Genomic DNA, 12533 nt, shown 5'->3' with positions numbered 1-12533 from the left:
GTCTCAGCCTCCTTTCATCGGCGAGAGAATTTCGATCCGGTCCCGGTCGCTGAGCGCATGACCCGAACGGTCGGCCCGGTGCACCAGTTCGCCGTTGACGGCGGTGGCGAGCCAGTCGCCTTCGAAATCAAGGGCGGCCAGAAGCTCGGTGAGGGTGGTGACGGCGAGGTCGTGATCCTCGCCATTGACGGTCAGTCTCATGCGGCATCTCCCTTCAGGTCCTGCGCAAGCGCGAGGTCGGCTGCTTCCGCCGCCAGGGCCGGCGAAAGCAGGAAGCCATGGCGGTAAAGTCCGTTGATCGTGATGGTCTGCCCGGTGCGCAGGGCGCGCGGCAGGTTGTTGGCGAAGGCGGGGCGGACGCCGGCGCCGGTTTCGACGAGGCGCGCTTCGCCGAAGGCCGGATGCAGCGCATAGGCGGCGTTCAGCAGTTCCATGAGGGAGCGGGCGGTGATCGGTCCGCCGTCATCCGTCTCGATCATCGTAGCCCCGCACATGAAGAGGCCGCCGCCGCGCGGCACGATGTAGAGCGGGATGCGGGGATGAATGAGCCTGACCGGCCGCGACAGTTCCACGTCGCTTGTCTGCAGGTAGAGCATTTCACCGCGCACGCCCCGCAGGCCCCGCGTTTCGCCGATGCGTGCCGCGCCGGCGCAGTCGGCGACGAGATCGTGGTGGCCATCGTCGCTCGTCTCATCGAGGAAGGTGACGCCGTGATCGACAAGCTTCTGCCGCAACCGGCTCAGCGCCCGGCGCGGGTCGAGATGCGCCTCACCGGGAAAAAACAGCGCCTCGCGGAAACGTCCGGCAAGCGCCGGTTCCAGCCGTTCGATCGCGGCGGCGTCGAGCCATTCGAAGCCGGAGGTGCGTGAGGCAAAGCGCTTGAGTTCGCCCGCATCCCGTGGCGGGGCGACGACAAGCGTGCCGTTTCGGGAAACCTCGCCTGGCAGGGCGTCGTCCCACCAGTCGATGGCGCCGATGCCCTTCGTCAGCACCACCTCTTCGGCGCTTTCGCGTTCGCACCAGGGTGCCAGCATGCCGCCGGCAAACCAGGAGGCCGCGCCGGCAAAGCCTGGTTTTTGCTCGACAACCGTCACCGCGACACCGCGGGCGCTAAGTTCATGCGCCAGACAGAGCCCTGCGACGCCGGCACCTTTGACGAGGATCCGCATGGCTCAGTGTTCCCGCGAGGCGTGGGCGGGCCGTCGTGAGGGAAGCGGGATGGTGTTGGCGGTGTGCATGCCGAGGCTCCGATTGTGGAGACCCAGTTCACGAGCGAAGGAAGGGGAAGGACGCCTTGCCGTTGAATGGTCGCGTGAAGGCGACGTTTGCGGCAGCGATGTCTGCACCGTCCCTACGCCAGTATGAACTGGATCAGGTTCAACGGGTCACTGCGCCGCGCAAACCGCATAGCAGAATCTCAGCCCCTTGGCGGGACACCCCTGGTGAATGCAACAAGCTGACCGTTCGGGGCGGTTTTTGTCAAGAGCCAGCATTCGTGTGCTATGTGATCTCATCTGCCGAAAAAATTATCTATAATTTTGCGACGAGAAAGCGGAAGCGTTGGCGGCGTGATGAAAGGAGGTGGGGCAACCGGGTGGAGCGGGTCGAAAAACACCGGAGAAGCCCAGCCGCGTCCTTGTTTCTCGGGTGCGGTACGCCCGATTTCGGAAATGGGAGCTGCGACCGATTGATTGGTGATTGGTGCCCCGTCTCGGCGGTTTCCAGATTCGTTCACGGTCAAAAATGCAACCATAAGGGTATGCGATAACAGAAACTCTCCATTTGGGTGCTTGCGAACTTCGCTGGTCGATAAAATTATAGATAATATCAGATTCTATCTATTTCGCATTTGCAATGACCTGGAGGACGAGCCGAAATGCTGGACGGAACCCTATCAACTGGCGCTAATTTTACCCCGGGCGACGCGGGCGAATCCCGCTGGACCCAAGCGGAAGCTGAAAAAATCTATAATTTGCCGTTCAACGATTTGCTCTACCGCGCACACACGGTCCATCGTGCGCAGTTCGATCCCAACGCCATCCAGATGAGCCGGCTGCTCTCGATCAAGACCGGAGGCTGCGCCGAGGATTGCGGCTATTGCAGCCAGTCCGCCCACTATCCGACCGGGCTCAAGGCATCGAAGCTGATGGAGGTCGAGCGTGTGCTTGCCGAGGCGCGACAGGCGCGCGACGGCGGTGCGACGCGCTATTGCATGGGGGCCGCCTGGCGCAGCCCGAAGGACCGCGACATGGACGCGATCGTCGCCATGATCGGCGGTGTGCGGGCGCTTGGCATGGAAACCTGCATGACGCTCGGGATGCTGACGCCGGACCAGTCCGCACGGCTCGCCGAGGCCGGGCTCGACTACTACAACCACAATGTCGATACCTCCGAACGCTTCTACGGAGAGATTATCACCACCCGCAGCTTTGCCGACCGGCTGGAGACGCTCGCGAATGTCCGCGACGCCGGCATCAAGGTCTGCGCCGGTGGCATTCTCGGCATGGGCGAAACCGCCGACGATCGGATCTCCATGCTGGTGACGCTCGCCAATCTGCCGGTGCCGCCCGAAAGCGTGCCGATCAACATGCTGATCCCGATCCCGGGCTCGAAGCTGGCCGATGCAGCGCCCGTCGATCCGATCGATTTCGTCCGCACCATCGCACTTGCCCGCATCCTGATGCCGCTATCGCATGTCCGGCTTTCGGCCGGCCGGACCGACATGAGCGACGAGACGCAGGCGCTCTGTTTCTTCGCCGGCGCCAATTCGATCTTTGTCGGCGAAACCCTGCTGACCGCCGACAATCCCGGCGAGGACCATGATGCGGCGCTCTTCCGACGCCTGGGGTTGAAGCCGATGGCTCCGGCGGCAAGGCAGGATGCGGCCGAATGACCCTGGGTCTGTTTGCGCGCTATGAGAAGACGCTGGAGGGCCTTGATCGCAAGGGCCGCCGGCGCGCACTTGCCACCGCTGGCGGCCTGGATTTTACCTCGAACGACTACCTGGCGCTCGCCGCTTCGACGCGGCTGAAGGCGGCGATAACGGGTGCCATCGCGCGCGGCGTGCCGGTCGGCTCCGGCGGCTCACGGCTGTTGCGCGGCAATCACGAAGAACACGAGGCGCTTGAGGCGGAAGCGGCCACCTTCTTCGGCGCGGAACGAATGCTCTTCTTCGGCAGCGGCTATGCCGCCAATGCTGCCCTGTTTTCGACGCTGCCGCAGCGCGACGACCTCATCGTCCACGATGCCCTGATCCATGCGAGCGCCCATGAAGGCATCGCTGCGAGCAAGGCCGATTCGGTTGCGGCAGCGCACAACGATATCGACGCCTTTGCCGATGCGATCGGCCAATGGCGCCGCGCCGGCGGCACAGGGCGCCCGTGGATTGCCGTCGAAAGCCTCTATTCGATGGATGGCGATCGGGCGCCGCTCGCTGACCTCTTAGCGCTTGCCGCGCAGCATGACGGCTTTCTCGTCATCGACGAGGCGCACGCGACCGGCGTCTTCGGGCCGGAAGGTCGCGGTCTCGCCGCTGAGCTGGAGGACCGGGAGAACGTCGTCATGCTGCATACTTGCGGCAAGGCGCTCGGTGTTTCCGGCGCACTGGTCGGAGCAAGCGCCGTGCTTTGCGATTATATCGTCAACCGCGCCCGCAATTTCATCTATTCGACCGCGCCCTCGCCACTCATCGCGGCCGCGGTGCGTGAAGCGCTCGCCGCCCTCGTCGACGAGCCGGAACGCCGCGCCGCATTCGACGGCCTCAGGTCCTTCGCCAACCGGGCGCTCACCGAGGTGCTCGGCATCGAAGGCAGCGGCTCGCAGATCCTGCCCATCCCGATCGGTGATAACGGTCGAGCGGTCTGCATCGCCGCCCGCATGCGGGCCGAGGGTTACGATGTCAGGGCAATCCGCCCGCCGACGGTGCCGGAAGGCACCGCGCGTCTTCGGATCGCCATCACCCTCAACGCCGACCGGGCCGCAATCGTGCAGATGCTGCAGCAGTTGAAGATCGCGATCGCGAAGGAGCGGCCATGAAAACCCGTATCGTGGTCACCGGTACCGATACCGGCATCGGCAAGACCATCTTTTCCGCGGCGCTTACCGATGCGCTCGACGGTTGCTACTGGAAGCCTGTGCAGTCAGGGCTCGACGAAGAAACCGACAGCGAGACCGTCGCCCGGCTCGGCCGGTTGTCGTGTGACCGCGTCCTGCCCGAAGCCTACAGGCTCGCAACACCGGCATCGCCGCATCTGTCAGCACGGATCGACGGCGTCACCATCGAGCCGGAGCATCTTTCCCCGCAGGCGGTGGAACGACCGCTGGTGATCGAAGGCGCAGGCGGTCTTGTGGTGCCGCTGACGGAGCACACGGTCTTTGCCGATGTCTTCGCGCGCTGGCAGATCCCGGTGGTTGTCTGCGCTCGCACCGGGCTCGGCACGATCAACCACACCCTCTTGTCGCTCGAAGCGCTGCGCCGTCGCGCCATTCCCGTTCTCGGCGTCGCCTTCATCGGCGACGCGCAGGAGGATAGCGAAGCGATCATCGCGCGCCTTGGCGGGGTGCGCCGGCTCGGGCGGCTGCCGCGGCTCGACCCGCTGACGCCCGACCGCCTGCGCCACGCCTTCGCCGAGAATTTCAACATCGCCGATTTTCGAGGGATGCCGGCATGAAGAGCTCCGCCGTCTGGTATCCCTTCACCCAGCATGCCCTCGAACCGGCGATGCGCCGCATCGTCGGCACCGAAGGAGCGTATCTCGTCGACGAAGATGGCGCGTCGATCCTCGATGCGATTTCGTCCTGGTGGGTTATCACCCACGGCCACCGTCACCCCACGATCATGGAGGCGATCCGCAGGGCTACGGAGACCTACGACCAGATCATCTTCGCCGAATATACTCACGCACCGGCGGAAGACCTGGCGCGCGGGCTGATCGAGATCGCACCGCCCGGGCTCTCCCATGTGTTTTATTCCGATAGCGGTTCGACTGCGGTCGAGGTCGCGCTGAAGATGGCGCTCGGGTTCTTCCACAACAGCGGCCAGCCGCGGAGCCGGATCTGTGTGCTGGAGCATGGCTATCACGGCGACACGATCGGCACGATGTCGGCCGGCGAAAGAGGCGTCTTCAATGCCGCTTACGCGCCGCTGCTCTTCGCCGTCGATCGCCTGCCCTTTCCGGAGCCGGGCCGGGAGCAGGCAACGCTCGACGCCTTCGAACAGGCTTGCGCTTCCGGCGAGGTTGCCGCCCTGTTGATCGAGCCCCTGCTGCTTGGCGCCGGTGGCATGAAGACCTATCCGGCTTCCGTGCTGTCCGAGCTGAAACGCATTGCCGAACGGCATGGCAGCCTGCTGATCGCCGACGAGGTGATGACCGGTTGGGGGCGGACGGGCTGCCTGTTTGCCTGCGAGCAGGCCGGGATCGCGCCCGATATTCTCTGCACCTCGAAGGGGCTGACTGGAGGCGCGCTTCCTCTGGCCGCGACGCTTTGCACCTCGGAGATCTTCGAGGCGCATCTTTCGGTCGACCGACGCAAGACCTTCTTCCATTCGAGTTCCTACACGGCCAACCCGATCGCCTGTGCCGCGGCACTTGCCAATCTCGCCGTCTGGAGACAGGAGCCGGTGGGCGCGCGTATCGAAACCTTGGTCGCGCGCCAGCGTCGACATCTGGCGCGCTTCGCCGATGATCCTCGCTTCGTCGACGTTCGCCAAATCGGCACCATTACAGCCCTCGACCTCACGGTGCCGTCCGGCGGCTATCTCGCCGAGGTCGGCCCGCAGCTCAGGGCGTTTTTCCGCAAGCGTGGTTTGCTGATCCGTCCGCTCGGCAACGTCATCTACCTGATGCCGCCCTATTGCGTCACCGATGCCGATCTCGGGCGGGCCTATGACGCGATCGACGAGGCGGCGTCGCTCTTCGGGACAGGGCAGCTATGAGGCTCGTTCGCTCATCCCGGATCGTCGGTTTCGGTCATGCGGTGCCGGAGCGGCGTGTCGCCAACGGCGAAATCGAGACGACGCTCGGGCTTGAGCCCGGCTGGATCGAGCGCCGCACCGGCATTCGCGAGCGGCGCTGGGCCGCGCCTGAAGACACGCTGTCGGGGCTTGCGGCAAAGGCGGGCGCAATGGCGCTCGAAGATGCCCGCACCCCGCCCGGCAATATCGCGCTGGTCCTGCTTGCGACCTCGACGCCCGATCACCTGCTGCCGCCTTCAGCACCCCTGCTCGCTCATCGTCTCGGCCTTTCCAACGCTGGTGCGATCGACCTTGCCGGCGCCTGCTCGGGCTTCCTCTACGCCCTGACGCTTGCCGACGGTTTCGCGCGGGCTCAGGGAAAGCCGGTGCTGGTGGTGGCGGCCAACATCTTGAGCCGCAGGATCAATCCGGCCGAGCGGGCGAGCGCCGTGCTCTTTGCCGATGCGGCCGGCGCCGTCGTCGTCGCGCCGTCCGATGACCCGCAAACCGGCCTCGTCGGCACCGACCTCGCCGCCGACGGCAGTCGCTACGATCTGATCTCGATTGCCGCCGGCGGCAGCAACAGGCCGTTTTCTCCCGATACCAGGTCCGAGGACCTGTTGATGACAATGCGCGACGGGCGCGAGATGTTCGCGCAGGCGGTGGAGATGATGACGGCCTGTGCCGTGAACGCCATGGACGCCGCCGGCTGCGTGGCCCCGGACATCAGCCGCTTCGTGCCGCATCAGGCCAATGCCCGCATTTTCGACGCCGTCTGCGATCGTCTCGGCATCGCGCCGTCGAAAACGGTGCGCACGATCTCGGACTACGGCAATTCGTCGGCCGCGACCATCCCGCTGTCGCTATCGCTGGCGCACCGAGAAGAACCCTTTATCTCCGGCGAAAAGCTGTTGCTGACGGCGGCCGGCGCGGGGCTTGCGGGAGGGGCGGCAGTGCTCGCGATCTGATGACGCGTCGACGGCAGCCACGCCGCGTAACCTGGCGCGCGCGCCGTGATGTCAGGGTGTTGAGGGCGCGGCGCAAGAGCCGCGTTTCATCAGCATTGGCTGCAGCTTGTATTCCTCCTGCAGCGCATGGCTGCCGAGCACGCCTTCGAGTGCCAGCCGGGCGATCTCGTCGATCGGCTGGCGAATGGTGGTGAGCCGCGGCAGCACCAGCGAAGCCAGAGGAATGTCGTCGAAGCCGACGATCGAAAGGTCGTTCGGGACCCGAAGCCCCATGTCGTCGGCGGCGCGCAGCAAGCCGATTGCCTGCTGGTCGCTGGCAGTGGCGATCGCCGTCGGGCGACTTGCTACGGGTTGCGTCAGCAGCTGCTTACCAAGTTCTTCACCTGAGCGGTAGTCGAAGTGCCCCTCGACGATCTGCGGCGGAACGTAGTCGCCTGGGTGGCTTTTTCGGAATTCCTCGAGCCGTTGAACGAAACCGCCGCGGCGCTCGCCGGAGACTTCGGTCGTGCCCGGACCGCTGATATAGCCAAGCCGACGATGGCCGAGCGAAAGCAGGTGGTCCGCGGCGAGATAACCGCCCTGACGGTTGTCGACGGAGACGAGCGCATGGCCGCTCAAGGGCCGGTCGACGGTCACCGTGCGCGTGCGCGACGCCAATCCATCGGCGAGGCTGTTGCTGACGGGAACGAGGATCAGCCCGGCCGGCAACCGTCCGAGCAGGGTTTCAATCTGCTGCTTCTCGGCGTCCGGGTCGTCATGGGTGTTGGCAAGCAGCACCGAGTAGCCCTCGGCGGAAGCCAACATCTCCACCTGTTTGGCAAGCTCGGCAAAGAAGGGGTTGGTGATGTCAGGCACGACGAGGCCGATAATGTCGGTCTTGGCGAGCCGGAGGCTGCGACCGAGAATGTTCGGTCGGTAGCCGATCGCGTCGATCGTTGCTTCGACCTTCGCCCTGATGTCCTCGCTCACCGTCTTGTTCTTGGCAAGCACACGCGAAACCGTGCCGACGGACACCCCGGCGCGCTGGGCAACATCCTTGATCGTCGGGTTCAAACGGTCGGCTCCCTATCACGTTCGCTGCATCGATCAGGAGGGAAAAATCATGCAACGGATCAAAGTCTTACGCCAGCGACCGCGGATCCGCCCGACGGCAGCTGGCCTTCCTCTTAGATCAGAGAATGCCGCGAACCGGTAGCGGCTTCCAGCACAAATTTCTCAGCGATGAAACGTTTCATATTGACAGCGATACCGCCTTTCTGTCTTCTAAAGGTCGAAGCGGGCCACGCATGTCCATGTGATGAAACGTTTCATTGATGGTTGGAGGACCATCTTTTCACCGGAGGAGAACCCATGAAATTTTCCCTGTATGCGTCTATCGTCGCACTTACCGTTGCCACCGCATTGCCGACACTTGCCATGGCTGCCGATAAACCCGTCGTCGGCCTCGTCATGAAGTCGCTTGCAAACGACTTCTTCAAGAACATGCTGGAAGGCGCCGAAGCACATGCGCAGAAGCGTGGCGACTACGAGCTTAAAGCCATCGGCATGCAGAACGAGACCGATTTCGAGAGCCAGCTGAATGGCGTCGAGAACTTCATTACCCAGGGCGTCGATGCGATCGTGATTGCGCCGGCCGACTCCCGCGCCATGGTCGCGCCGCTGAAGAAGGCGATGGATGCGGGTATTGTCGTCATCAATTTCGACGTTTCGCTCGACGAGCAGGCAAAGAAGGATGCCGGCGTCGATCTGGCCTTCGTCGGCCCTGACAATCGAGGCGGCGCCAAGATGGTCGGTGATGCGCTCGCCAAGGATCTCGGCGCCGGCGGTAAGGTCGTGATCCTCGAGGGCAATCCGGGCGCCGACAATGCAGCGCAGCGCAAGCTCGGCTTCGAGGATGCGATCGCGGCAGGCAAGCTCGATCTTCTCGATTCTCGGACGGCGCATTGGGAAACGGAAGAGGCCAATTCCGTCTTCTCGACCATGCTGACGGCGCATCCCGATATCCAGGGTGTGCTCGCCGCCAACGATTCCATGGCGATCGGTGTCGTCAAGGCGCTCGACGCGGCTGGCCGAAACGACATCAAGGTCGTCGGCTTCGACAATGTGCCGGCGGTAGCCCCCATGCTGAAGGACGGCAAGCTTTTGGCGACGGTCGACCAGTTCGGTTCGCAGATGGCGGCGAACGCAATCGACAAGGCGCTCGAAGTCGTGGCCGGCGGGCCCAAGCTCGAAGGTTGGGTGAAGACCAACATCGAGCTCGTGACCAAGGACAACGTGAAATAGCTCTGAGACCGCGCGTGCGCACCGGGCGCTGCCCGGTGCGCGTCGGCAAGGACAGCATCCGCCGCAGGCCAATGGTTTGCGTGGGCAGTTGCTGCGTTTCAAAAGGGCCAGGTCATGATGAACACGCAAACCGTGCAGGCGGAAGCGGCTGGCGTCTCGATGCCGCCGGTTCTGGAACTGCACGATGTTAAGAAAGCCTTCGGGGGTACCAAGGCACTGAACGGCGTCAGCCTCTCCATTCAGCCGGGCGAAGTGCACGGCCTCATCGGCGAGAACGGGGCCGGCAAATCGACTTTGATCAAGGTTCTCTGCGGTATCGTCCGTCCGGACGAGGGCGCAATCAATCTTGCAGGCCGGGCCTATGCGCCGGCCACGCCCCGGGAGGCCAAGGCCAACGGTCTCCAGGTAGTGCACCAGGAATTCAACCTTCTGCCCCATCTGTCGGTGGCGGAAAACATCTTCATCGAGCATCTGCCGCGCAATGCGTTCGGCGTCGTCAGACGGCAGCAGATGCATGCCGGCGCACGGGCCGCACTCGACGCCATCGGCCTCAGCGACGTCGACGTGCGCTGGCCGGTCGCGCGCCTCGGCATCGCCCACCGACAGTTGGTCGAGGTGGCGCGCGCGCTGATGACGGAAAGCCGTATTCTCATCCTCGACGAGCCGACGGCGACGCTGACGTCGCGCGAAACCGAGCGGCTGTTCAAGATCGTCAGCGACCTTCGCCGTCGCGGCGTCTCGATCGTTTTCGTGTCGCATCATCTCGACGAGGTCTTCCGCATCTGCGATCGGGTGACGGTGCTGCGCAACGGCGAGACGGTGTTCTCGCGGCCGATCGTCGAGACCAATCAGGACGAACTTGTGCGCGCCATGGTGGGCCGCAAGCTGCAGCAGCAGATGGCGAGCGAAGTGGTCTCGTTTGCTCGGCCGGCACAGGCGTTGTCGCTTGCCCGGTTTCGCCCGCCGCAATCGCCGCATGCCGAGGGCATTTCACTGCACCTGCACAAGGGCGAAATCCTGGGGATCGCCGGGCTTGTCGGCTCCGGCCGCACCGAGCTTCTGCGGGCGATCGCGGCCGCTCAACGGCCCCTCTCCGGTGAACTCTTCCTTGAGGGGAAGCGCGCCTCCTTCCGCTCGCCGCGCGAGGCGATCAATGCCGGTATCGGCTTCGTGACCGAGGACCGGAAAGAGGAAGGCCTGATCCTCAACATGCCGATTTCGGCCAATGTCACGCTCGCGTCCCTCTCGGACGTCTCGCGTGCCGGCATCCTTGACAGGAAGGCGGAAATCGAAGTGACGGAACGGCTCGGCGCCGAGCTCAAGCTGAAATATGGCGGACCCGGCAAGAATGCCGCGACGCTCTCGGGCGGCAACCAGCAGAAGGTGGTGCTCGCCAAATGGCTGGCGCGCAATCCGAAGGTACTGCTGCTCGACGAGCCGACACGCGGCGTCGACGTCGGCGCCAAGGCCGAGATTTATGCCCTGATCCGCCAGTTCGCCGAACGTGGCTTGGCGCTGTTGATCGTCTCGTCGGAGCTGCCGGAACTGATGACCCTGTCGGACCGTATCCTCGTGATGTCGCAGCACCGTGTCGTCGGCGAGCTGTCGCGGCCGGAATTCTCCGAAGAACGTATTCTGCAATTTGCCTACCAGGGCGAGCAGCAACAGGCGAGGCAGTAAGATGCAAGCACTCGAAAAGACACAAGCCGGCGAAACCGTCCATGCCCGCCAGCTGCCGGGCTGGTCGCCAAAGGTGCTCCTGCGCGATGCCGGCATCGGCCTGGCGCTCCTGCTTTTGATCCTCTTCTTCTCGGTCTCGACCGAGCACTTCCTGACGGCCAACAACATCTCCAACATCCTGACGCAGATCACCATCAACCTGATCCTCGCCGTCGGCATGACCTTCGTCATCCTGATCGGCGGCATTGATCTTTCCGTCGGCTCGATGCTGGCCTTCTGCGCCGTCGTCGGCGGCACGGTGTTGACGATTCCCGATCTCTCGGTGTTCCAGGCCGTGGCGCTGGCAACGCTCGCCGCTGTCGGCACCGGCGTCGTCTGTGGCTTCCTGAATGGCTGGATCAGCGCCTTCTGGGGGCTGCCCTCCTTCATCGTCACGCTTGGCATGCTGAACATCGCCCGCGGTGCCGCGCTGCAGGTGACGGACGCACGCACGATCTATTCGTTTCCGCCGAGCTTCAACGCCTTCGGCTCGCAGATGATCTTCGGCATCCCCGTCGTCTTCCTGATCGCGCTGCTGCTCGTCGCGATCGCCTGGTTCGTACTGTCAAAGACGGTGTTCGGCCGGCTGCTCTATGGCATCGGCAACAACGAGGAGGCCGTGCGTCTCGCCGGCCATTCGCTGATGTTCTACAAAGTGGCGGCCTTCACGATTGCCGGTGCGCTCGTCGGCATCGCCGCCATGGTCTACATGGCCCGCCTCAACATCGCGAGCCCGATCATCGGCATCGGCTTCGAGCTGAACGCGATCGCCGCCGTCATCATCGGTGGCACCAGCCTCAACGGCGGCCGCGGCACGGTGATCGGCACCCTGCTCGGTGCCTGCATCACCGGGGTGCTTGCCAACGGCCTCATCCTGTTCGGGCTCAGCGATTTCATGCGGCAGATGATCACCGGTGTCGTCATCATCCTCGCGGTGATCATCGACAAGTATCGCGAGCGGCTGACCGGCATCTAAGACCGGGAGCCACGTGCGGACGGATCGCAGCTCGCCGCAACCGACGAAACGCGGTGAAGGACAAGGTGGTCGGGTCGATAGACCCGCCCCGGGGGATCTCTGCGGCCTGGTTTTCACGCAGAAGCAATGGGGAAGGTTAGGCCGATGCTCAAGAACATCGATCCGGCGCTAAACGCCGACGTGCTGCATGCACTGCGCTCAATGGGACATGGAGACCGGATCGCGATCGTTGACGCGAATTTTCCCGCCGACACGATCGCCCGCCACACCCGGCTCGGCCTGCCGCTGCACATTGCGAATGTCTCGGCCGCGCGTGCGGTGCGCGCCATTCTTTCCGTCATGCCGCTCGACACGCCGCTGCAGCCCTCGGCGGCGCGGCTGACGCCGGACGGGGAGGCGGGCGAACTGCCGGAGGTCCAGCGCGAGGTGCAGGCCGAGCTCGTGCGTGCGGATGGTATTCTTTCGAAGATGTATGCGATCGAGCGTTTCGCCTTCCACGAGGAAGCAAAGCGCGCCTATTGTGTCATCGTGACGGGCGAGGCGCGCCGCTTCGGCAGCTTCCTCTTCACCAAGGGCGTGGTGCCGCCAGCCAGCCACTGGCACGAGGCCGTCGCCGGATGAGAGCCACCTTGGG

12 protein-coding genes and 1 riboswitch are annotated in these 12533 nt (G+C 64.3%); of the genes, 9 read left to right on the top strand and 3 right to left on the bottom strand.

All coding sequences use genetic code 11. From position 1 onward, the window contains the following. Positions 1–3: 3 nt before the first annotated feature. Together thiS and thiO are read right to left on the bottom strand one after the other, a co-directional pair. Positions 4–201, bottom strand: a complete 198-nt coding sequence (thiS, locus tag ASE71_RS01065; RefSeq protein WP_034798454.1) for a sulfur carrier protein ThiS — start codon at positions 199–201, stop codon at positions 4–6. Further along, the gene (gene thiO / locus ASE71_RS01060) at positions 198–1169 is read right to left on the bottom strand and encodes a glycine oxidase ThiO (RefSeq protein WP_060521900.1); all 972 of its coding nucleotides are present in this window, start codon (positions 1167–1169) and stop codon (positions 198–200) included. The genes thiS and thiO overlap by 4 nt, the downstream gene beginning before the upstream one ends. A gap of 161 nt (positions 1170–1330) precedes the next feature. Then, a riboswitch (TPP riboswitch) is annotated at positions 1331–1451 on the bottom strand. Between the two features lie 425 nt (positions 1452–1876). Between thiO and bioB the strand changes: the two genes are divergently transcribed. Genes bioB through ASE71_RS01035 form a run of 5 tightly spaced genes read left to right on the top strand, consistent with a single transcriptional unit; the run spans position 1877 to position 6921 of the window. Further along, positions 1877–2893 carry a biotin synthase BioB gene (bioB, locus tag ASE71_RS01055; protein ID WP_060521901.1) on the top strand — a complete coding sequence of 339 codons (1017 nt, stop codon included), beginning with the start codon at positions 1877–1879 and terminating at the stop codon, positions 2891–2893. Next, positions 2890–4035 (top strand): 8-amino-7-oxononanoate synthase, encoded by a 1146-nt coding sequence (locus ASE71_RS01050; RefSeq protein WP_060521902.1) that lies wholly within the window; start codon positions 2890–2892, stop codon positions 4033–4035. Before bioB ends, ASE71_RS01050 begins: the two co-directional genes overlap by 4 nt. Next, positions 4032–4670, top strand: coding sequence for a dethiobiotin synthase (bioD, locus tag ASE71_RS01045; protein WP_060521903.1), 639 nt, complete (start codon positions 4032–4034; stop codon positions 4668–4670). The genes ASE71_RS01050 and bioD overlap by 4 nt, the downstream gene beginning before the upstream one ends. Beyond that, entirely contained in the window at positions 4667–5935 is a 1269-nt protein-coding gene (locus ASE71_RS01040; RefSeq protein WP_060521904.1) for an adenosylmethionine--8-amino-7-oxononanoate transaminase, read from the top strand. Before bioD ends, ASE71_RS01040 begins: the two co-directional genes overlap by 4 nt. Further along, complete coding sequence (locus tag ASE71_RS01035; RefSeq protein WP_060521905.1) at positions 5932–6921, top strand: beta-ketoacyl-ACP synthase III; 990 nt, start codon at positions 5932–5934, stop codon at positions 6919–6921. Before ASE71_RS01040 ends, ASE71_RS01035 begins: the two co-directional genes overlap by 4 nt. A 51-nt stretch (positions 6922–6972) precedes the next feature. Here the strand turns inward: ASE71_RS01035 and ASE71_RS01030 are convergent, their stop codons facing one another. After that, positions 6973–7974: a LacI family DNA-binding transcriptional regulator gene (locus ASE71_RS01030; RefSeq protein WP_060521906.1), complete on the bottom strand. Its 1002-nt coding sequence runs from the start codon at positions 7972–7974 to the stop codon at positions 6973–6975. 297 nt (positions 7975–8271) lie between these two features. On the opposite strand from ASE71_RS01030, the gene ASE71_RS01025 reads away from it, so the two are divergent. The 4 genes from ASE71_RS01025 to ASE71_RS01010 all read left to right on the top strand — a co-directional run bounded on the left by ASE71_RS01025 (position 8272) and on the right by ASE71_RS01010 (position 12520). Then, on the top strand, positions 8272–9204 hold the full coding sequence (locus ASE71_RS01025) for a sugar ABC transporter substrate-binding protein (protein WP_060521907.1): 933 nt from the start codon (positions 8272–8274) through the stop codon (positions 9202–9204). A 117-nt stretch (positions 9205–9321) separates the two neighbouring features. Further along, positions 9322–10884: a sugar ABC transporter ATP-binding protein gene (locus ASE71_RS01020; RefSeq protein WP_060522066.1), complete on the top strand. Its 1563-nt coding sequence runs from the start codon at positions 9322–9324 to the stop codon at positions 10882–10884. A gap of 1 nt (position 10885) precedes the next feature. Continuing rightward, positions 10886–11899 (top strand): ABC transporter permease, encoded by a 1014-nt coding sequence (locus ASE71_RS01015; protein ID WP_060521908.1) that lies wholly within the window; start codon positions 10886–10888, stop codon positions 11897–11899. 144 nt (positions 11900–12043) lie between these two features. Continuing rightward, complete coding sequence (locus tag ASE71_RS01010) at positions 12044–12520, top strand: RbsD/FucU family protein (RefSeq protein WP_060521909.1); 477 nt, start codon at positions 12044–12046, stop codon at positions 12518–12520. The last annotated feature ends 13 nt before the right edge of the window (positions 12521–12533 follow it).

The organism is Ensifer sp. Root954 (assembly GCF_001429005.1).
In the GTDB taxonomy this organism is placed as follows: domain Bacteria; phylum Pseudomonadota; class Alphaproteobacteria; order Rhizobiales; family Rhizobiaceae; genus Ensifer; species Ensifer adhaerens.
The sequence above is the reverse complement of the archived record's forward strand: the minus strand, read 5'-3'. Positions and strand labels throughout refer to the sequence as shown.